Source organism: Haloarcula nitratireducens (assembly GCF_019599505.1).
Genome location: NZ_RKLT01000002.1, coordinates 301,825 through 321,246, shown reverse-complemented (window position 1 = coordinate 321,246; position 19,422 = coordinate 301,825). Strand labels below are relative to the sequence as shown.

Genomic DNA, 19,422 nt, shown 5'->3' with positions numbered 1-19,422 from the left:
TCATGGGAATCAGCTACTCAGTCGACGCCGACCCGGAGACCACGGCGAAAGCCATGCTTCGGGAGCGGCAGATGAGCCACAAGCACAGCAAGGCCGTCGCCCGGGAGATCAAGGGCAAGACGGCGGGCGACGCCGTCGAGTTCCTCGAAGCGGTCATCGAGGGCGACCAGCCGGTCGCGTTCAAACAGCACAACTCGGGCGTCGGCCACAAGAGCAAGGTCGACGGCTGGGACGCCGGTCGCTACCCCGAGAAGGCCAGCGAGGCCTTCATCGACCTGCTGGAGAACGCCGTCGGCAACGCCGACCACCAGGGCTTCGACGGTGAAGCCATGGAGATCATGCACGTCGCCGCCCACAAGGTCGGCGAGCAGCAGGGCCGCAAACCGCGTGCGATGGGCCGGGCCTCCGCCTGGAACTCCACGCTGGTCGACGTCGAACTCGTCTTAGAGGAGGTCGAGGAATAATGGCCGACGAACAGCAGTTCATCGAAGACGGCCTTCAGCGGACCCAGATCGACGAGTTCTTCGCGGACGAACTCGGTCGCGCGGGCTACGGCGGCATGGACGTCGCCAAGACCCCGATGGGGACCCAGATCGTCCTCAAAGCCGAGAAGCCCGGAATGGTCATCGGCAAGGGCGGGAAGAACATCCGCAAGATCACGACGGAACTCGAAGACCGGTTCGACCTCGACGACCCGCAGATCGACGTGCAGGAGGTCGACGAGCCGGACCTCAACGCCCGCATCGTCGCGGACCGTCTGGGCAACGCGCTCGAACGCGGCTGGTACTTCCGCAAGGCCGGTCACACCACGATCGACCGCATCATGGAAGCCGGCGCGAAGGGCGCCGAGATCGTCCTCTCCGGGAAGGTCACGGGCGCCCGCTCGCGCGTCGAGAAGTTCAACCGCGGCTACATCAAGCACAACGGCGAACCCGCCGAGGACATCGTCGACAGCGGCGTCGGCGTCGCCGTGATGAAGCTCGGCACCATCGGCGTGCGGGTGAAGATCATCCCGCCGAACGCCGAACTCCCCGACGACTTCGAGATCTACGAGGACGTCGAGGTCGAGGACTACGTCGCCGAGACCGACGGCGAGTCGGTCGAGGAGCTCCTCGAAGGCGAGCCCGAAGACGAGAGCGTCGAGGGCGCAGACGTCGAGGTCTCCGACGAACCCGACGACGGCGACGAGCAGGTCGCCGACGACGGTCGCGACGAGGAGACCGAGGTCGAAGAGGAAGTCGTCGCGGAAGAGGTCGACGTTCCGACCGACGAAGACGTCGAGGACGTCGACGTCGACGAACTCGAAGACGCCGTCGACGAGGAGCTCGACGAGGACGTCGAGGCCGAAGCCGAAGAGCTCATGGGCGAGATGGATGACGAGGAGGATGACGAAGAATGACCGTCCTCCACGTCCAGGAAGTCCGTGACATGACGGCCGCCGAGCGAGAGGCGGAACTCGACGACCTCAAGACGGAACTGCTCAACGCCCGGGCCGTGCAGGCCGCGGGTGGTGCCCCGGAGAATCCGGGCCGCATCAAGGAACTGAAGAAGGCCATCGCCCGGATCAAGACGATTCAGCGCGAAGACGGCGACCTTCAGGAGAACGAATAATGCCACTGACACCCGAGACGCTCTCCCGTCACGAACTCGTCGGCCTCGACGTCGAGGTCGTCGCCGCGTCCAACCCGGACGCCGTCGGCATCAGCGGAGCGGTCGTCGTCGAGACGACCCAGACGCTGACCATCGAGGGAGCAGACCGGGTGTGGCACGTGCCGAAGGACGACGCGACGTTCGCCTTCGACGTACACGGGCAGCGAGTCCGTATCGAAGGCGAGAAACTCGTCGCTCGTCCCGCTCGTCGCACAGAGAATTCAGGTGATTCCAAATGGCGCTAGGACTGAACGTACAGGAACCGGAAACGACCTGTACCGACCAGAACTGCCCGTTCCACGGAGAGCTCTCCGTGCGCGGTCAGACGCTGGACGGTGAGGTCGCTTCCACTGACATGGAGAAGACCGTCGTCGTCGAACGCGAGTACGACGTGAAGGTGCCGAAGTACGACCGCTTTATGAAGCGGCGGAGCCGCGTTCCGGCTCACGCACCCGACTGTCTCGACCTCGCGGTCGGTGACACGGTCACGATAGCAGAGTGTCGACCGCTCTCGAAGACGAAGAGTCACGTCGTCGTCAGTGTGGGCTCGGACGAGGCCACAGACGGCGTAGAGGACGGTGAGAACTAATGGAGGCGCTCAACGCAGACGTCACCCAAGGGCTGGAGAAGGGCTCGCTTATCACGTGTGCCGACAACACTGGCGCACGCGAGCTGAAAGTCATCTCCGTTCACGGCTACTCGGGGACGAAGAACCGGCATCCGAAGGCCGGGCTGGGCGACAAGATCACGGTATCGGTCACCAAGGGGACGCCCGAGATGCGTCGTCAGGTGCTCGAAGCCGTCGTCGTCCGCCAGCGAAAGCCCATCCGCCGTCCCGACGGCACCCGCGTCAAGTTCGAAGACAACGCGGCCGTCATCGTGGACGAGAACGAGGACCCGCGCGGGACCGAGCTGAAAGGCCCCATCTCGCGGGAAGTCGCGGAACGGTTCGGCAGTGTCGCCTCCGCAGCGACGATGATCGTATAGAACCATGAGCGAGCAACCAGACAAACAGCGAACGAGTCAACGACGCGCACCGCTCCACGAGCGACACAAGCAGGTGCGGGCCACGCTCTCGGCCGACCTCCGCGAGGAGTACGGCCAGCGAAACGTCCGCGTCAACGCCGGGGACACCGTCGAGGTGCTCCGCGGCGACTTCGCCGGCGAAGAGGGCGAAGTCGTCGACGTCGACCTCACGGACGCCGTCATCCACGTCGAGGACGTCGTCCTCGAGAAGACCGACGGCGAGGAGGTCCCCCGCCCGCTCGACACCTCGAACGTTCGAGTGACCGGGCTGACGCTCGAAGACGACGAGCGCGAGGCGCGTCTCGAATCGGAGGATGATTCCGCATGAGTAAACATCAGAAGCGACTCTCGGTGCCGGACAGCTGGCCCGTAGAGCGCAAGACGGCGACGTTTACGGTCAAGGCCGGAGCCGGCCCGCACGGTGAGTCGGGGGTCCCCCTGCTCATCGTCCTGCGGGACGTGCTCGGCTACGCCGACAACCGCAAGGAAGCGCGCTACGCGCTCAACGAGGACAACGTGCTCATCAACGGCAAGGCCGTCTCCGACGAGGAGCGCCCCGTCGGGATGTTCGACATCCTCGCCTTCACCGAGCGCGACGAGTACTATCGGGTGTTCCCCGGCGAGGGCGGTCGGCTGGCGCTGACCCCCATCGTCGCGGACGCGGCCGACTCCAAACTGGGCAAGATCGTCAACAAGACCCACGTCGCCGGCGGCGACGTTCAGTTGGCGCTCCACGACGGCGAGACGCTCGTCGTCGACGACGACCAGACCTACGACGTCGGCGACTCCATCGTCGTCGACAACGAGAACACCGACGTCGTCGCCCACTTCGAGTACGAGGAGGGCGCGCTCGTCACGGCCGTCGACGGCACGCACGCCGGCGAGATCGGCACCGTCGACGAGATTCAGGTCACGCCCGGCTCCGCTCAGAACAACGTCCTCGTCTCGCAGGAAGGCATCGACGGCGCGGAGTCGGACGGCGACGACGGCTTCGAGACGGTCGAAGAGTACGTCGTCGTCATCGACGAGAACTTCACAGACGACGACTCGTCGTCGGGAGACGCGAGCGGCGAGACCGCGAGCGACGGAGGTGACGACGAATGAGCTCCGAGAGCGAGTCCGGTGACTTCCACGAGATGCGGGAGCCCCGCGTCGAGAAGGTCGTCGTCCACATGGGCATCGGCCACGGTGGCCGTGACCTCGCCAACGCCGAGGACATCCTCGGCGAGATCACGGGACAGAACCCGGTTCGGACGAAGGCGAAGCGAACCGTCGGCGAGTTCGACATCCGCGAGGGCGACCCCATCGGTGCGAAGGTCACCCTGCGCGACGAGGCCGCAGAGGAGTTCCTCGACACCGCGCTGCCGCTCGCCGAGATGAAAAAGAGCCAGTTCGACGACACCGGCAACTTCAGCTTCGGCGTCGAGGAACACACCGAGTTCCCGAGCCAGGAGTACGACCCGAGCATCGGGATCTACGGGCTGGACGTGACGGTCAACCTCGTCCGTCCCGGTTACCGCGTCGCCAAGCGAGACCAGGCGTCGCGCTCGATTCCCTCGAACCATCGACTCAACCCCGAGGACGCGACGGCGTTCGTCGAGTCGACCTTCGACGTGGAGGTGAGCGAATGAGCGAAAGTGAAACCACAGAAGAGCCCGACGCCGCAGAGAGCGAGCGGACCGGCCAGCTAGAGTCCTGTCAGCGCTGCGGGCGCGAACAGGGACTCGTCGGCAAGTACGACATCTGGCTGTGTCGCCAGTGCTTCCGCGAGATCTCGCGGGGAATGGGCTTCAAGAAGTACAGCTAACCATGACAGGAAACGACCCATTCGCCAACGCCCTATCGGCCATCGACAACGCCGAGAGCGTCGGGCATCTGGATCAGACGGTATCGCCCGCTTCGAACGAGATCGGCTCCGTCCTCGAGGTCTTCTACGACCGCGGGTACATCGACGGCTTCAGCTTCGTCGACGACGGCAAGGCCGGCGAGTTCGAGGTCGAACTGAAAGGTGCCATCAACGAGTGTGGCCCGGTCAAGCCCCGCTACTCGGCGGGCGCAGACGAGTTCGAGAAGTGGGAGAAGCGGTTCCTCCCCGCCCGCGACTACGGGACGCTCGTCGTCTCGACCAGCCACGGCATCATGAGCCACTACGAGGCCCGCGAGGAGGGCGTCGGTGGTCAGGTCATCGCGTACGTATACTGACAATGACACGAGTAGAACTGGAAATTCCGGAAGGCGTGACCGCCGAACTGGACCATCTCGACCTCACGGTCGAGGGTGACAACGGTAGCGTCACGCGACGGCTCTGGTATCCCGCGATCGACGTCTCCGTCGAGGACGGCGTCGTCGTCATCGAATCCGTCGAGGAGGACGCGAAGACGAACTCGACAGTCGGGACCTTCGAGAGCCACGTAGAGAACATGTTCCACGGCGTGACCGAGGGCTGGGAGTACGAGATGGAAGTCTTCTACTCTCACTTCCCCATGCAGGTCGACGTCGAAGGCGACGAAGTCGTCATCGAGAACTTCCTCGGCGAGCGAGCGGCCCGTCGGACCACCATCCACGGTGACACCGACGTGTCTGTCGACGGCGAGGAGCTGACCCTGACTGGGTCCGACATCGAAGCCGTCGGCCAGACCGCCGCGGACATCGAACAGCTCACGCGCATCAACGACAAGGACGTGCGCGTGTTTCAGGACGGGGTGTACATCACCCAGAAACCGAGCCGAGGTGACGCCTGATGCCAGAGAACCCCGACAGGAAAAGCAGCGACGCTGACGCGAACGAAGAGGCGCTCACGCAGGGCGACGGCCCCCAAGAAGACGTCGAGTCGGAGCAGCCACTGGAGGGCGAACGCGCCGAAGATCCCGACGAGATCGCAGAGCAGGCCGAATCGGACGACGAGTCCGACTCGGACACCGAGTCCGCCGACGAGGAAGACGAAGACCTCGAGCTGACCGACATCAGCGGCGTCGGCGACTCGAAGGCCGAATCGCTCAGCGAGGCCGGCTTCGAGACGGTCGACGACGTTCGCGCCGCCGATCAGTCCGCGCTCGCGGAAGTCGACGGCATCGGGAACGCGCTCGCGGCCCGGATCAAGGCCGACGTCGGCGGACTCGAAGTCGATACCGAGACCGAGGCCGAAGTCGAAGAGGAAGGCGGCGAAGAAGAGCCCGACGAGGACGTGGAGACGGAACTCCAGCCCCGCGGGCTCGCCGAGAAGACCCCCGACCTCGACGACGAGGAGGCCCGACTGCTGGCACAGCGACACCGCGTCGGCACGCCGCAGTTCAACCGACAGGACTACCACAAGAAAAAGCGCGTCCCGACCGCCTGGCGACGCCCGCGCGGCCAGCTGTCGAAGCAGCGCCGCGGCATCAAGGGCAAAGGCGACACGGTCGAGGCGGGCTTCCGCTCGCCGAAGGCGGTCCGCGGCAAGCACCCCTCGGGCTTCGAGGAGGTCCGCGTGCACAACGTGGACGACCTCGAAGGCATCGACGGCGACGTCGAGGCGGCCCGGATCGCCTCCAAAGTCGGTGCCCGCAAGCGCGAGCGCATCGAGGAGGCGGCCGAGGACGCGGGCATCCGCGTGCTCAACCCCACCTACGTCGAAGTCGAGGTGAACGAGTAATGACGGATCTCTCCGCACAGAAGCGACTCGCGGCGGACGTCTTAGACGTCGGGAAGAACCGCGTCTGGTTCGACCCCGAACAGCAGGGCGACATCGCGGACGCGATCACCCGCGAGGACGTGCGCGAACTGGTCGATGAGGGCGCCATCCAGGCGAAAGACGAGAAGGGCAACTCCCGCGGCCGCGCCCGGGAACGCCAGAAGAAGCGTGCGTACGGCCACCAGAAGGGTGCCGGTAACCGGAAAGGCAAATCCGGCGCACGTCAGGACCCCAAAGAGGAATGGGAGTCGCGCATCCGCGCACAGCGGAAGAAGCTGCGCGAACTGCGCGACGACGGCACGCTCTCGAGTTCGCAGTACCGCGACCTGTACGACAAGGCAGGCGGTGGCGAGTTCGACAGCGTGGCCGACCTCGAACGATATATCGACGCAAACCACGGTGACGAATAATGGCGACAGGACCACGATACAACGTGCCGATGCGGCGACGCCGCGAGGCCCGTACCGATTACCATCAGCGGTTGCGCCTGCTGAAATCCGGCAAGCCCCGCCTCGTTGCTCGAAAGAGCAACAAGCACGTCAGGGCGCAGCTGGTGACGCTTGGCCAGGACGGCGACCGAACGCTCGCGGCCGCACACTCGGGCGATCTCGAGGAGTACGGCTGGGAGGCCCCGACGGGCAACATGCCCGCGGCGTACCTCACCGGTCTGCTCGCCGGGCTTCGCGCGCAGGAAGCGGGCGTCGAGGAAGCGGTGCTCGACATCGGCCTCAACACCCCGACCCCAGGTAGCAAAGTGTTCGCAATACAGGAAGGCGCAATCGACGCCGGGCTCGAAGTCCCCCACAACGACGACGTCCTCGCCGACTGGCAGCGCACGCGCGGTGCCCACATCGCCGAGTACGCCGAACAGCTGGACGACCCGCTGTACAGCGGGGACTTCGACGCCGAAGACCTCCCGGAGCACTTCGACGAAGTCCGGGAGACACTACTCGAAGGTGACATCGAACTATGAGCGCTAACAACGGCTGGGAACCCCGGACACGCCTCGGCAAGCAGGTCGCCGAGGGCGACATCGACTCCATGCAGGAGGCGCTGACCTCGGGGCTTCCCCTGAAAGAATCGGAAGTCGTCGACCAGCTCGTCCCCGATCTGGAAGACGAAGTACTGGACATCAACATGGTCCAGCGGATGACCGACTCCGGCCGGCGGGTGAAGTTCCGCTGCGTCGTCGTCGTCGGGAACCGCGACGGCCTCGTCGGTTACGCCGAAGGGCGTGACGACCAGGTCGGCGGTGCCATCCAGAAGGCCATCGACGTGGCGAAGCTGAACCTCATCGACGTCTCCCGCGGCTGCGGGTCCTGGGAGTGTGGCTGCGGCCGTCCGCACACGGTCGCGCTGCGCACGCAGGGCAAGGCCGGGAGCGTCGAGGTCGAACTGCAGCCCGCACCGCGCGGGCTGGGGCTCGCGGGCGGAGAGACCGTCCGTCACGTGCTGGAACTGGCCGGCATCGAGGACATCTGGACGCGCAGTAGCGGGAACACGCGGACCACGGTCAACTTCGCGAAGGCGACGTTCAACGCCCTGCGGAACACGGCCCAGGCCCGCGTCCCGGAGCGCACGTTCGAGAAGCGCGAGGTGATCGAGTGATGCAAGCGCTCGTTCAGATCCGCGGCGACGTGAACATGGATACGGACATCCACGACACGCTGAAGATGCTGAACATCCACCACGTCAACCACGCCACGCTGGTCCCGCAGACGGAGACGTACCGCGGGATGGTCTCGAAGGTCAACGACTTCGTGGCCTTCGGCGAACCGAGCCAGGAGACCGTCGAACTCCTGCTCGAAACGCGCGGCGAGCCGCTCGAGGGCGACGCCGACGTCGACGACGAGTGGATCGGCGAGAACACCGACTACGACGACGTCGAGGGACTGGCCGCGGCGCTGGTCGACGAGGAGACGACGCTCAAAGAGCAGGGTCTCTCCCCGACGCTCCGTCTGCACCCGCCGCGCGGCGGGCACGACGGGATCAAACACCCCACCAAGGAAGGCGGTGAACTCGGGAAACACGACACCGAGGGCATCGACGACCTCCTGGAGGCGATGCGATAATGACGAGTAAGAAACGACGACAGCGCGGGTCGCGCACGCATGGCGGCGGGTCGCACAAGAACCGACGCGGTGCCGGCCATCGCGGTGGCCGCGGTGCCGCGGGCCGCGCCAAACACGAGTTCCACAACTACGAGCCCCTGGGCAAGAGCGGTTTCAACCGCCCGGATCAGGTTCAACCGGACGTCGCGACGGTCGACGTCCGCGAACTCGACGAGGACGCACCGCTGCTGGCCGCCGACGGCGTCGCCGAAGAAGACGGCGACGGCTACCACATCGACGCCCGAGACGTCGTCGAGGACGGCTACGAGGCCGACGTGGTGAAGGTGCTCGGTGCCGGGCAGGTCCGGAACGAGCTCACCATCGTCGCCGACGCCTTCTCGGACGGTGCGACGGAGAAGGTCGAATCGGCCGGCGGCGCGACGGAACTGAGCGAACGCGGCCAGGAACGGCAAGCGGAAGCCGAAGCCGACGAGGCCGACGCGGACGACGAGGAGTAACGACCGATGAGCTGGAAGGACACCGCCGAACCGTTGCTCGTCAGGATGCCGGCAGTCCGTCGACCGGAGGGCCACATCCCCTTTAAGCGTAAGTTGATGTGGACCGGCGGCGTGCTGGTGCTGTACTTCTTCCTGACGAACGTCAAGCTGTTCGGTCTCGACATCGACGCGAGTCAGGACGTCTTCGGCCGATTCGGGTCGATTCTAGCCTCGGGGCAGGGGAGCATCCTGCAGTTGGGTATCGGTCCCATCGTCACGGCCTCGATCGTGTTGCAGTTGCTCGGCGGGGCCAACCTGCTCGGGCTGAACACGCAGGACGACCCGCGAGACCAGATCCTCTATCAGGGGCTACAGAAGCTGCTGGTGCTGGTGATGATCTGTCTGACGGGGCTGCCGATGGTCTTCGCAGGCGGGTTCTTACCCGCCGACACGGCCGTCGCGCAGTCGCTGGGGATCGGCGCGACCGGTGTCCAGTGGCTCATCTTCGCCCAGATATTCGTCGGCGGTGTCCTCATCCTGTTCATGGACGAGGTCATCTCGAAGTGGGGCGTCGGCTCCGGTATCGGGCTCTTCATCGTCGCCGGCGTGAGTCAGCGACTGCTGGGCGGCCTGCTCTCGACGCCCTTCATCGGCGGCCGGAGCGGTATCCTCTACACCTGGTTCCAGTTCATCACCGGCGAACAGGCGACCGGGCCGGTCCTCGCGCCGGGCGGTCTGGAGACCGTGTTCCTCGGTCAGGGCCAGATCCTGGCGCTGATAACCACGATCCTCATCTTCTCGGTGGTCGTCTACGCCGAGTCGGTGCGCGTCGAGATCCCGCTCTCGAACGCGCGGGTGAAGGGGGCTCGCGGTCGCTTTCCGGTGAAGCTCATCTACGCGAGCGTCCTACCGATGATCCTCGTTCGGGCGCTGCAGGCGAACATCCAGTTCCTCGGACGCATCCTTCACTCGCAGTTGGGGACGCTCCCGGGGTGGCTGGGCAGTTACAACAACGGACAGGCCACCGGCGGGCTGTTCTACTATCTGGCCCCTATCCAGTCGCCCGGTGACTGGATGTGGTGGCTGGAAGCGACGACCAACCCCGCCTGGCAGATCCTCATCCGCGTCGGCATCGACCTGACGTTCATGCTGGTCGGCGGCGCTATCTTCGCCGTCTTCTGGGTCGAGACGACCGACATGGGCCCGGAAGCCACGGCCAAGCAGATCCACAACTCCGGGATGCAGATCCCCGGGTTCCGACAGAACGTCGGCGTCATCGAGAAAGTGCTGGAACGGTACATCCCGCAGGTCACCGTCATTGGCGGTGCCCTCGTCGGGTTGCTCGCCGTGATGGCCAACATGCTGGGTACCATCGGCGGTGTCTCCGGTACCGGGCTGTTGCTGACGGTCTCTATCACGTACAAGCTGTACGAGGAGATCGCGGAGGAACAGCTCATGGAGATGCATCCGATGATGCGCCAGATGTTCGGCTGAGGCCGCCGAAATTCTTCTTCGCGGTCGCTCCCGTTCGGGAGTCACATCTGTCCGATCCGAGCCGTAACCGGCCGTAAGCGAAAAAGAGCGCGATTTTCTCACATAGCCACTCGTTCGTCTCCCGTTCGTCGGGGTCGGCAATGCTTCCGGCCGTCAGCCGGCGGTCGGCGTCGTCGTATTGCCGGGAGTCGTCGGCGTGGATCCGCCGGTCGGCGTCGAGCCGGACGTGGTCTCCTCGTCGGCGTCGGGTTCGGGGCCCGGGACGCGGTCGGGCGCGTCACCCGCCGCGAGGAACGAGAGGAGGTTGCCGACGAACGCCTCGTTGTCGGCGTCGTACACCTCGGTTCGTTCGAGGACGGACGCGTCGGCGACGAAGACGACGTTCTCCGTGCGAACGACGGTCGGGTACTGCCCCGTCCGCCGGGTCTGGAGCGTCTGTGTGCCGTCGACGGCGGTGTATACCACCTCGGCGTCGCTGTCGTCGCGCACGGAGGCGTAGCTACCGGTGTCGAAGGTGACAGTGTCGACGCCCTCGGTCAGCGGGCCATCGCCGTTCGGGGCCGCGTAGATGCTCTTGAAGTTGTTGTCGTTGGCCGCGTCGTCGACGTTGAACAGCGTCTCGGCACCCATGCGGAATCCGTACTGGCTCGTCAGGTTGTTCGCGCCGAAGGAGACGACCGTCGAGCTGGCGATCAGGCCGCCGCTGACGCGCGTCTGGGTCGGCTCGCCGAGGATCACGACGTGGCCACCGGCGTCGGTGTAGTTTTCGAGCACCGCGCGTTCCGTCGCGGTGAACTCCTGGGTCGGCTGGACGACGAGCAGTCCCGCGTGGCCGGCCAGCGTCTCGTTGTACGGTTCTGCGTCGACGCTATCCGGATACGAGAGGCGATGCCCGGCCCTGAACGTCGCTTCTTCTATCGGCTCGAGGTCCGCGCGGGAGAACTCGTTGCCGTGACGGGTATCGACGAGGAGACGCGCGCTCCCGTTCTCGACGGTGAGCGTGCCGGTTTCGGGATCCGCGTCGACGTTGACGCGCTCCGGCTGGAACTGCGGCGGCGACTGGCCGTCGATACTCGCGCCGTCGGGCGGCCCCGAGTTCCCGTCGACGGCGAGCCCCAGCAGCGCGACCGCGCCGAGGACGACGACCAACGCGACGACGTAGGCGGCCAGTAGTCTGATCGCGCTGCCGTCAGCCATCGATGTACACCTCCGAGGAGTTGGTCTCCGGGACGCCCCAGACGGCGTAGTACTTCACGGGGCGCTGGAACTGTCCCTCGTCTTCGGGTTCGCCGCCGACGGTCCCGCCGTCCCCGTCTTCGATCTGGACCGACACGTTGCCCAACAGGAGCGTCGGACTCGACGCCTGCGGTTCGGTCACGTAGACGTCGTACTCGTCGCCCTCGATCCCCTCGGCGCGACTCGCCGCGCGCTCGATGGCGGTATCGAGGTCGCCGATGCGGTCGGCGAAGCCGTTCTCGACGGCGCGGCCGCCGAGGTACGCGCGGCCGTTGGCCACCTGCGTTCGGTCGAGCGAGAGGGCGTCGCCGCGGTGGTACATGACCGTCCCGACGAACGCTCGCTGGAGAGACTCCATCTCCGTGCGAATCCTGTCGATGCCGATCTGCGCCTTGTCGGGGCCGGAGCGGACGAACTGCTCCTGTTGCCGGCCCGCCTGTTCGATGACGCTCGGGGACGCTTGAACGATGACGCCGATGCTGCCGACGGTCGAACTGGGCTTGACGATTATCTCGTCGGCCGAGACGATGCCGAAGTACCCGCCCGAGGCCGCCGCCCCCTCGACGTACGCGACGACCGGCATCTCGCTCGCCGTCCGGTTGACCGCCAGATAGAATTCCTCGCTCGCGTCTACGGGGCCGCCGGGGCTGTCGACGCGGAGGACGACGGCCTCGACCGAGTCGTTGCCTCGAATCGCCCGCAACTGCTCGGCGACGCCGTTGACGTTCGCGTCGTTAGTGGGTCCCCGCAACGTGACGACGGCTACCGACGGGCGTTCCTCGGCTGTTGCCGCCGCGCTCCAGACCACCGGGCCGACTATCGCGCCGGTGACGAGAGCGGCCGTGACGACGACCACGTACGCTGCCACAGTTGTCGCTGAGAGGTTATTTCTTATTGACACGTTTCTCGGTAGGTACCACCCGAAGTATAAACTAGGGTCGGGTCGCCTGTCACGTTCGGCGGCGCGCGAGCAGTGCGGCGACTACCACGGCCAGCAGCGCGACGGGGACGCCGAACCCGGGGCCGTCCGCCGCTGTCGGCTCGCTCTCGCCGGCGGTCGCGGTCGACCGGTCGACGGCGTCGGCCGTCGCGGTCGCTCCGCCGCTCGCGGTCGCCGGCGTCTCCGTCGTCCCCGATTCGATGTCGACCGTCACATTCTCGCCGCCCGCGCCGACGGTGTAGGTGCCGGGATCTGAGAACCGGTGGACGACCGTCGCGGCCGCGCGGCCGCCGGCCGGCACCGCGAGCGTCCGCGTTCGCTCGTCACCCAGCCCGGTGAGGCGGACCGTCTCGTTACCGGCCCGCTCGCCCGCGTTGGCCACCTCGACGGTGACGCCGACGGGCTCGCCGACGGCGGCCGTCGAACGGTTCGCTCGCACGTCGGTCACCGATAGCGCAGCTCTCGGGACGCCGATGGTGAGATTCGCCGCCTCGGCGGTCTCGACGCGGTAGCGATATCGTTCGTCGTCGCCGTCGAGGCGCGTCGTGTTCACGGCCGCCGCGGTGCCGTTTTCTTGGCGGTAGGCCGTGACCAGCGAAGCGTCCTCGGCGTCGAGGCGGGAAGCGGGGACGCTGACGGTGAGTGTCACGCCGGACTCGCCGCCGGCGTCGGTCGTGACCGTTCCCAGCGACCGGACGCCGGCGTTCTCGGCGCTCGCGCGTTCCGGTTCGGCGACGCGGAGCGTCGCCGGCGTTCGAGCGGGGGCGAACGCCACCCGCTCGTAGGTCAGGTTCCCGACGGTGACGTTCGGCGCGACCTCGACCCTCCCCTCGCCCGTCGCGCCGGCGATACCGACGACGGCGCTTCGCCCGTCGGGTCGACTGACCGAGACGCGCGGTTCGCGCGGCGGGGCGTCGGCGTCGTCGGTATCGCCACCGTCAGCGGAACCCCCGCTCGGTTCGTCGCCCCCATCACTGCCTCTGTCACCGCGGTCACTGTCGTCGCTACCGCCGCGTGCGTCGCCCGAGCTACCGCCGTCGCCGTCACTGCCAGCGTCGCCCCCCGAGTCGGACGCCGGCGCGACCACGACCGTTGTCGAGTCGGTAGCGGTGCGGTTCCGAGCGTCGGTGACTGTGAGTTCGAACGTGAAAGCCGTTCGATCCGAGACCGACGGCGCGGTGAACGCGGGCGTCGGCGAGGCGTCTCCCCCGAGGCTGACCGACGGTCCGTCGGACTGCGTCCATGCGTAGGCGGGCGGCCCGACGACCGCCTCGGAGCCGGTCCCGTCGAGTTCGACGCGCGCGCCGGCCTCGACCGAGCGGCTCGCCCCGGCGTCGGCCGTCGGCGGCGACCCCGCCGCGGTGACGGTGACCGTGTCCGTCGCGGTAGCGTTACCGTCGCCGACCGTCAGTTCGAACCGCAGCGGCGTCGGCCCGGTGGCTTCGGGGACTTCGAACCGCGGCGCGGCCGTGTCGTTAGCCGACAGCGAGACTGTCGGGCCGGCGACTTGCTCCCAGCCGTAGGAGAGCGCGTCGCCGTCCGGGTCCGTCCCGTTGCCAGCGAGGCGGATCTCGGCACCCGGCTCGGCGGTCCGGTTCGCTCCGGCGTCGGCGACCGGGGCGCGGTTCCGCCGCTCGATGGTCACGGCGACGCGGTCGGTCGCCGTCCGGTTCGCCCCGTCGGTGACGGTCAGGTCGAAGGCGAGCGTCCGGGGCTCCGCGGTCTCGGGGGCGGCGAACCCGGGCGTCGCCGTGTCGGCGTCGGACAGCGTGACGTTCGGTCCGCCGACTTGCGTCCAGCGGTAGGTCAGGCCGTCGCCGACCGGGTCCGCGGAGTCGCTCGCGTTCAGTTCGACCCGCTCGGCGGGTCCGACGGTCCGGTTCGCCCCGGCGTCGGCCGTCGGCGGCGCCATCTCGGGCTCGCCGCTCACGGTGAGGGTGTCAGTCGTCGTGTCGGTCACTCGCTCGCCGGTCTCGTCGTAGATCGCAGAGCCGGTCGCTCGGAGTTCGTACTCGCCGATCGACGCGTTTCGGGGGACCCCGAGGACGAACTCGACGGCGTGGTCGTCGCCGTCGGTCCAGAGCCACGCGGTCCCGTCCGCGCCGGTTCGCGCCCCGTCGCCGTCCTCGACGGAGAGCGTCCAGTTCTCGGGGAGCGCGACGTCGATCGCGGGCGCGTCCACGTCGTCGACGTCGACGGCGACTTCGACCGGGACCGACCCGCCGGGCGCGACGCGCTCGGTGCCGAGCGACTGGCTGACGACGACGGTTCCGTCCGGTGCGGCGAGCGCCGCCGGCGCGGCGACGAAAACCGAGAGGGTACACGCGACGAGCAGCACTCGCCGAACGCGCGTCCCCGACATCAGTTCTCACGCGGCGTCGCGGCGGACGCCGCTCGGTTCGATGCGACGGGCGGAGCCGAACGGTGGGGAGCCGACATTCGTGCCCGTAGTCGGGAAAGCCACCGGGTTTGTTATGCCGGGCTTGTCGGCGTAAGCGACGATTTACGGCACTCTCCAGCGGTGACGATTCCGACTACCGACGCGAACGTTCGGTATAACAATACGTTATTTTTCCCAAGAGTTCGCCCGCATGACAGACTCTCGGCCGACGTCACGCCGGAGCGTACTGAAAGGAGGGACCGCCGCCCTCGCCCTCGCCCTCGGCGGGAGCCGAATCGGCCGAGTGCGCGCGGACCACGAACACCCGCTGTTGACCACGGCCTTCGACAGCCGCGACCGCTACGGCGAGAGCGGCGACGTGCTCGACGACTTCGAGGACTTAGACGAGTGGACGGCCGACAGCGGGACGCTCGAGGCGAGCACGGACGTGGTCTACGAGGGTTCGCAGTCGGCGAAACTCTCGCTCTCACCGGAGAGCTCGGACGGATCCGTCGAGATCGTCCGCGAGTTCGACGGCCTCGACCTCTCGGACCGAGACCTCTCGATCGCGATCCGCCTCGTTCGACCGGAAGTCGAGCAGTTGACTGCGGTCGTCGAGGACGACGACGGCGACTCCGTGACGATGGACCGCCGGACCATCTCGCCGACGTACGGGTGGTTCCGCAGCGACCTCGGCGTCAGCGACGAGTCGGGCGACCCGGACCTCTCCGAGGTCGAGGAGATTCGCCTCCGCTTCGACCGCGACGTGGACAGCCCCATCACGGCGTATCTGGACGAACTCCGTACTACCGAGCGGACCGAGGGCGGCCGCGTCGTCCTCACGTTCGACGACGGGGGCATCACTCAGTACACGCGGGCGCTTCCGGTACTGGAGTCCTACGATTTCCCGGCGCTCACCGCCGTCAACCCCGGTCGGGCCGACGAGGACGACTACCTCGGCGAGGACGAGATGCGCGAGATGCGCGACGAGGGCTGGGAGATCGGGAGTCACACCTTCGACCACGAACGGCTCACGGACCTCTCGGACGAGGAAGCCAGAGAGCAGGTTCGCGACGCCAAGGAGTGGCTGCTCGACCGCGGCTTCGAGGTCGGCTCGTCGATGTTCGTCTACCCGTGGAGTTCGAACTCGCCGCGCATCCGCGACATCGTCAGCGAGTACCACTACCTCGCGTTCACCGACGGGAGCATTCCCCACGGTGCGCAGTTGACCGGGCCGCTCACGACCGGGCGGATCTTCGGTGAGAACTTAGAGCGCCTCGAATCCGTGCTGGACCTCGCCGAGAAGTACGGTCAGACGGCGGTGGTGAGCTACCACGAGATCGGTGCCGACACGGGATGGGTCTCACAGGCGGACTTCGAGGAGACGATGGCCGGTATCGAGCGTCGTGATCTGGACGTGATTCCCGCTTCCGAGATGCTGACCGAACTGATCGACCCACCGGTCGAGGAGATACGGCCGAAGTCGATCAGAGAGGCCGTCGCTCGCGACGGCGGCATCGAACTGGCCGACGCCCAGCGAGCGGTTCGCTGGAACCGCGAGGAGTCGTACGTCCCGCAGACCAACGGGAAGCGCCTCGACGACGAGACGCTGACGGCGATACTCGACGGGTGGGAAGGCGAGACCTAGAACAGCCGTTCGAGCAGGCGGCGCTCCCGGTGTTTCTCGGCCAGCAGGACCGAACACTCCACGTCGTCGACCACGTCGAGGACCAGCGACCCGGAGACGAGGCGGCGTAAGAGCCCCTCTTCGGTCGCCCCGAGTATCAACAGCGAGGCGTCCGCGGCCGCGCCCTCGATGGCCGTCTCGACGTCACCGGTTTCGATGCGTCGGGCCGCGTCGGCGAGGCCGTGCTCGCTCGCCCACGTCTCGAGGAACTGCGCTGCTTCCTCGCGGTCGCCGTCGGCGACGTGCAGCAGCGTCACCTCGGAGTCGTACTCGGCCTGCAGCATCCGTGCGACCGACGCCGAGAGGTCCGAGTCGGGACCGCCGGCGGTCGGCAGCAGGATGTTCGATGGGTCGAACCCGCGGTCGCGCAGGACGAGGAAGTCACAGGGGACGGCCTCGGTGAGTTCGTCTATCGCGGACTCGGCCCGGCCCGGCGAGCCGTGTGAGTCGGGTCCCCAACCCATCACGACGAGGTCGGCGTTGTACGTGTTGGCGGCGTCGAAGATGGCCTCGTAGGACTTGTGCGAGATGATGGTGTGGCTCTCGACGTCGACGCCGAACGTCTCGGCGTCCTCGCGGGCGCTCGACAGCAGCTGCTCCGAGTTCTCGTCTATCTCGTCGGCCCGTTCGGCGGCCCCGGCTAACGCCGTCTGGTCCGGGACGGTGACGATGTGGGTGGCGACGACGGTGCCGCCGCGCTGTTTGGCGACGGCGCTGGCGAGCGTGATGAGGTCTTTCTCGTGTTCGGGGTTCGCGAGCGGCACCATCACGCGGTACTGGCCGCCGTCGGGCTGGACGCTCGCCGCGGCGTTGACCGCCGCGTCCGGCATGTCGTCCGAACGCGAGAGGATGTGCTCCGAGAGGATGCCCTGCTTTTCGGTCCGCGTGCGGGCGTACAGCCCGTACCAGACGATCGCCGCGGCCGCGATGCCGAAGGTCAGCAACAGCGCGTCGCCCGCGACGAACGCCAGCAGCGCGAAGGAGAAAATCGCGCCGAGTACGGGCAACAGGGGGAACAGCGGGACCGTGAAGTCGGGCGCGTACTCCTCGGGCGCGACGACGCGCATCACGATGAGCGCGAGGTTCAACAGGCCGTAGATGACGAGGTGCAGCCCCGACGCCGCCCCCGAGAGAAGCGTCAGGTCGCCGACGACGATGAACAGCAGGATGAGGCCGCCGGTGATGCCGATGGCGCGGTAAGGTGTCCCGAATCGGGGGTGTATCTCGTTGAGCGCCGGCGTGACGATGCGGTCCCGTCCCATCGCGAAGTTGATGCGCGAGGAGGCGAGGATGGAGGCGTTCGCGCTGGAGGCGGTGGCGAGCAACCCGCCGAACAGCAGCGCCCCGCCCATCGCGGCCCCCTGGAGTCGCCGGCCCACCTCGACGACGGCGATGGGCGGCGTCTCGCCCGGCGCGACGTTCTCGAAGAGACCGGCGATAAAGCCCTGCGGGACGGCGGCGCTCATGACGACGAGTACCAGCGCGTAGACGACGGTGACGATGACGACGCTGCCGATGACCGCCCGCGGGAGGTTCTTCCCGGGCTGTTTGATCTCCTCGGCGACGCTCGTGATCTGGACGAAGCCGAGGTACGAGACGAAGATGAGCCCCGTCGTCTCGAGCGTCGTGACGACGCTGCGCGCTTCGGGGAGGTTCGCGGGGTCCGCCCGCAGCGTCCCGAGGAAGGTGAACACGGCGAGAATCGCCACCAACAGGATGACGATGGCGTTCTGCAGTCGACCGGTCTCCTTCGCCCCCACGTAGTTGATGAAGATGAACAGCGCCGCGCCGACGAGCGCGGCGATCTTGACCACCGACATCGAGAGCGGACCGACGCCGACGGAGCCGCTGAGCCCGAAGATACGGGCGATGTAGCGCCCGAACCCGACCATGTAGAAGGCGCTGGCGAAGGCCAGTCCGAGCCAGTTGGCCCACCCGGCGACCGACCCGAACAGCGGGCCGAGCGCGTGGTTGACGTAGTAGTACGCGCCGCCGGATTTCGGCATCGCCGTCCCGAGCTCGCTCGCCGAGAGCGCGGTGAACATGGCGATGATCCCACCCAGCACGAACGCGACGGAGGCCATCGACCCGGCCTTGATGATGGCGTCGCCGGGCAGGACGAAGATGCCCGCGCCGATCATCGTCCCGACGCCGATGGTCAGCGCCGCGAGCGGCCCGAGGTCCTTCGCGAGTTCCTCGTCACTCATCGGCGTCCTCGTCGGGCAGAACCACGACCGGTCGGTCGTTGTCAGTTATCATCCGCAGGGCCACGTCGCCGGTTATCATCCGGACGAAGCGGTTCCCACCGCGGGGCGTGACGACGACGGCGGTGGCGTCGACGTCCTCGGCGGCGTCGAATATCGTCTCCGTGACGTCGGTCCCGTAGTAGACGTCGGTCTGGACGTCGCCGAGTATCTCGCGGGCGGCCGCGAACATCTCCTCTGCGGCCTCCTCTCGCTGTTCGACGCCCGCCTTGTCGGGCGCGCCGCCGGCCTTCTCGACGACGTTGATGACGACGACCTCGCCGTGCGGGCGGCGGGCGAGGGCGCGCGCGGACGTGACGGCGTCCTCCTCGCTGGCGACCGGCAGGAGCACCCGGTCGAGCAAGTCAGCCATAGTGGTCCCTCCGCGTGAGCGAGGACGGGTGTCGATCGTCTGACGAGTGTCTCGTGACCGAACAAATCATGTCGTTCGAGACTCGCTCGCGACCCTTAACGCTCACGCCTAATCGGCGCTCTCCGGATAGAAATACACTTGACGGGGCCGACTGAACGGGCCGGGTATGCACGAG

25 protein-coding genes are annotated in these 19,422 nt (G+C 67.2%); 20 read left to right on the top strand and 5 right to left on the bottom strand.

The genetic code is table 11. The features are described from left to right. The first annotated feature begins 2 nt into the window (after positions 1–2). Genes EGH23_RS08325 through secY form a run of 19 tightly spaced genes read left to right on the top strand, consistent with a single transcriptional unit; the run spans position 3 to position 10,388 of the window. Positions 3–464, top strand: a complete 462-nt coding sequence (locus tag EGH23_RS08325) for a 50S ribosomal protein L22 (protein ID WP_162317700.1) — start codon at positions 3–5, stop codon at positions 462–464. Continuing rightward, entirely contained in the window at positions 464–1,399 is a 936-nt protein-coding gene (locus EGH23_RS08320; protein WP_220579540.1) for a 30S ribosomal protein S3, read from the top strand. Before EGH23_RS08325 ends, EGH23_RS08320 begins: the two co-directional genes overlap by 1 nt. Continuing rightward, on the top strand, positions 1,396–1,611 hold the full coding sequence (gene rpmC, locus EGH23_RS08315) for a 50S ribosomal protein L29 (RefSeq protein ID WP_162317698.1): 216 nt from the start codon (positions 1,396–1,398) through the stop codon (positions 1,609–1,611). The genes EGH23_RS08320 and rpmC overlap by 4 nt, the downstream gene beginning before the upstream one ends. Continuing rightward, positions 1,611–1,895, top strand: coding sequence for a ribonuclease P protein component 1 (locus EGH23_RS08310; RefSeq protein ID WP_220579539.1), 285 nt, complete (start codon positions 1,611–1,613; stop codon positions 1,893–1,895). The genes rpmC and EGH23_RS08310 overlap by 1 nt, the downstream gene beginning before the upstream one ends. Continuing rightward, positions 1,886–2,239, top strand: a complete 354-nt coding sequence (locus tag EGH23_RS08305; protein ID WP_162317696.1) for a 30S ribosomal protein S17 — start codon at positions 1,886–1,888, stop codon at positions 2,237–2,239. The genes EGH23_RS08310 and EGH23_RS08305 overlap by 10 nt, the downstream gene beginning before the upstream one ends. Further along, the gene (locus tag EGH23_RS08300) at positions 2,239–2,637 is read left to right on the top strand and encodes a 50S ribosomal protein L14 (RefSeq protein WP_135304325.1); all 399 of its coding nucleotides are present in this window, start codon (positions 2,239–2,241) and stop codon (positions 2,635–2,637) included. The genes EGH23_RS08305 and EGH23_RS08300 overlap by 1 nt, the downstream gene beginning before the upstream one ends. A 4-nt stretch (positions 2,638–2,641) precedes the next feature. Then, positions 2,642–3,004: a 50S ribosomal protein L24 gene (gene rplX / locus EGH23_RS08295; protein WP_220579538.1), complete on the top strand. Its 363-nt coding sequence runs from the start codon at positions 2,642–2,644 to the stop codon at positions 3,002–3,004. After that, the gene (locus tag EGH23_RS08290; protein WP_220579537.1) at positions 3,001–3,780 is read left to right on the top strand and encodes a 30S ribosomal protein S4e; all 780 of its coding nucleotides are present in this window, start codon (positions 3,001–3,003) and stop codon (positions 3,778–3,780) included. Before rplX ends, EGH23_RS08290 begins: the two co-directional genes overlap by 4 nt. Further along, positions 3,777–4,307 (top strand): 50S ribosomal protein L5, encoded by a 531-nt coding sequence (locus EGH23_RS08285; RefSeq protein ID WP_220579536.1) that lies wholly within the window; start codon positions 3,777–3,779, stop codon positions 4,305–4,307. Before EGH23_RS08290 ends, EGH23_RS08285 begins: the two co-directional genes overlap by 4 nt. After that, on the top strand, positions 4,304–4,483 hold the full coding sequence (locus tag EGH23_RS08280; protein WP_135304329.1) for a 30S ribosomal protein S14: 180 nt from the start codon (positions 4,304–4,306) through the stop codon (positions 4,481–4,483). The genes EGH23_RS08285 and EGH23_RS08280 overlap by 4 nt, the downstream gene beginning before the upstream one ends. A 2-nt stretch (positions 4,484–4,485) precedes the next feature. Continuing rightward, positions 4,486–4,878, top strand: coding sequence for a 30S ribosomal protein S8 (locus EGH23_RS08275; RefSeq protein WP_135304330.1), 393 nt, complete (start codon positions 4,486–4,488; stop codon positions 4,876–4,878). Between the two features lie 2 nt (positions 4,879–4,880). After that, on the top strand, positions 4,881–5,417 hold the full coding sequence (locus tag EGH23_RS08270) for a 50S ribosomal protein L6 (RefSeq protein WP_220579535.1): 537 nt from the start codon (positions 4,881–4,883) through the stop codon (positions 5,415–5,417). Continuing rightward, positions 5,417–6,307, top strand: coding sequence for a 50S ribosomal protein L32e (locus EGH23_RS08265; protein WP_236044711.1), 891 nt, complete (start codon positions 5,417–5,419; stop codon positions 6,305–6,307). The genes EGH23_RS08270 and EGH23_RS08265 overlap by 1 nt, the downstream gene beginning before the upstream one ends. Beyond that, positions 6,307–6,756 carry a 50S ribosomal protein L19e gene (locus EGH23_RS08260; protein WP_220579534.1) on the top strand — a complete coding sequence of 150 codons (450 nt, stop codon included), beginning with the start codon at positions 6,307–6,309 and terminating at the stop codon, positions 6,754–6,756. Before EGH23_RS08265 ends, EGH23_RS08260 begins: the two co-directional genes overlap by 1 nt. Next, positions 6,756–7,319 carry a 50S ribosomal protein L18 gene (locus EGH23_RS08255; RefSeq protein WP_162317688.1) on the top strand — a complete coding sequence of 188 codons (564 nt, stop codon included), beginning with the start codon at positions 6,756–6,758 and terminating at the stop codon, positions 7,317–7,319. The genes EGH23_RS08260 and EGH23_RS08255 overlap by 1 nt, the downstream gene beginning before the upstream one ends. Then, entirely contained in the window at positions 7,316–7,954 is a 639-nt protein-coding gene (locus EGH23_RS08250) for a 30S ribosomal protein S5 (RefSeq protein ID WP_220579533.1), read from the top strand. The genes EGH23_RS08255 and EGH23_RS08250 overlap by 4 nt, the downstream gene beginning before the upstream one ends. Next, positions 7,954–8,418 (top strand): 50S ribosomal protein L30, encoded by a 465-nt coding sequence (gene rpmD / locus EGH23_RS08245; RefSeq protein WP_162317686.1) that lies wholly within the window; start codon positions 7,954–7,956, stop codon positions 8,416–8,418. Before EGH23_RS08250 ends, rpmD begins: the two co-directional genes overlap by 1 nt. Beyond that, positions 8,418–8,915 (top strand): uL15m family ribosomal protein, encoded by a 498-nt coding sequence (locus EGH23_RS08240; protein ID WP_220579532.1) that lies wholly within the window; start codon positions 8,418–8,420, stop codon positions 8,913–8,915. Before rpmD ends, EGH23_RS08240 begins: the two co-directional genes overlap by 1 nt. A 6-nt stretch (positions 8,916–8,921) precedes the next feature. After that, the gene (secY, locus tag EGH23_RS08235; protein ID WP_220579531.1) at positions 8,922–10,388 is read left to right on the top strand and encodes a preprotein translocase subunit SecY; all 1,467 of its coding nucleotides are present in this window, start codon (positions 8,922–8,924) and stop codon (positions 10,386–10,388) included. 153 nt (positions 10,389–10,541) lie between these two features. Here the strand turns inward: secY and EGH23_RS08230 are convergent, their stop codons facing one another. The 3 genes from EGH23_RS08230 to EGH23_RS08220 form a co-directional block, all read right to left on the bottom strand. Then, positions 10,542–11,585 (bottom strand): motility-associated ABC transporter substrate-binding family protein, encoded by a 1,044-nt coding sequence (locus EGH23_RS08230; RefSeq protein ID WP_220579530.1) that lies wholly within the window; start codon positions 11,583–11,585, stop codon positions 10,542–10,544. Next, positions 11,578–12,492, bottom strand: a complete 915-nt coding sequence (locus EGH23_RS08225; protein WP_328765870.1) for a S49 family peptidase — start codon at positions 12,490–12,492, stop codon at positions 11,578–11,580. The genes EGH23_RS08230 and EGH23_RS08225 overlap by 8 nt, the downstream gene beginning before the upstream one ends. Before the next feature lie 82 nt (positions 12,493–12,574). Further along, positions 12,575–14,926 carry a PKD domain-containing protein gene (locus EGH23_RS08220; protein WP_220579528.1) on the bottom strand — a complete coding sequence of 784 codons (2,352 nt, stop codon included), beginning with the start codon at positions 14,924–14,926 and terminating at the stop codon, positions 12,575–12,577. 229 nt (positions 14,927–15,155) lie between these two features. On the opposite strand from EGH23_RS08220, the gene EGH23_RS08215 reads away from it, so the two are divergent. Beyond that, entirely contained in the window at positions 15,156–16,592 is a 1,437-nt protein-coding gene (locus EGH23_RS08215; protein WP_220579527.1) for a polysaccharide deacetylase family protein, read from the top strand. On the opposite strand, the gene EGH23_RS08210 is transcribed toward EGH23_RS08215, so the two are convergent. Both EGH23_RS08210 and EGH23_RS08205 read right to left on the bottom strand, forming a co-directional pair. Next, the gene (locus EGH23_RS08210) at positions 16,589–18,838 is read right to left on the bottom strand and encodes an amino acid permease (RefSeq protein ID WP_220579526.1); all 2,250 of its coding nucleotides are present in this window, start codon (positions 18,836–18,838) and stop codon (positions 16,589–16,591) included. The two genes, EGH23_RS08215 and EGH23_RS08210, sit on opposite strands and share 4 nt — an antisense overlap. Then, complete coding sequence (locus EGH23_RS08205) at positions 18,831–19,247, bottom strand: universal stress protein (protein ID WP_220579525.1); 417 nt, start codon at positions 19,245–19,247, stop codon at positions 18,831–18,833. Before EGH23_RS08205 ends, EGH23_RS08210 begins: the two co-directional genes overlap by 8 nt. Between the last annotated feature and the right edge of the window lie 175 nt (positions 19,248–19,422).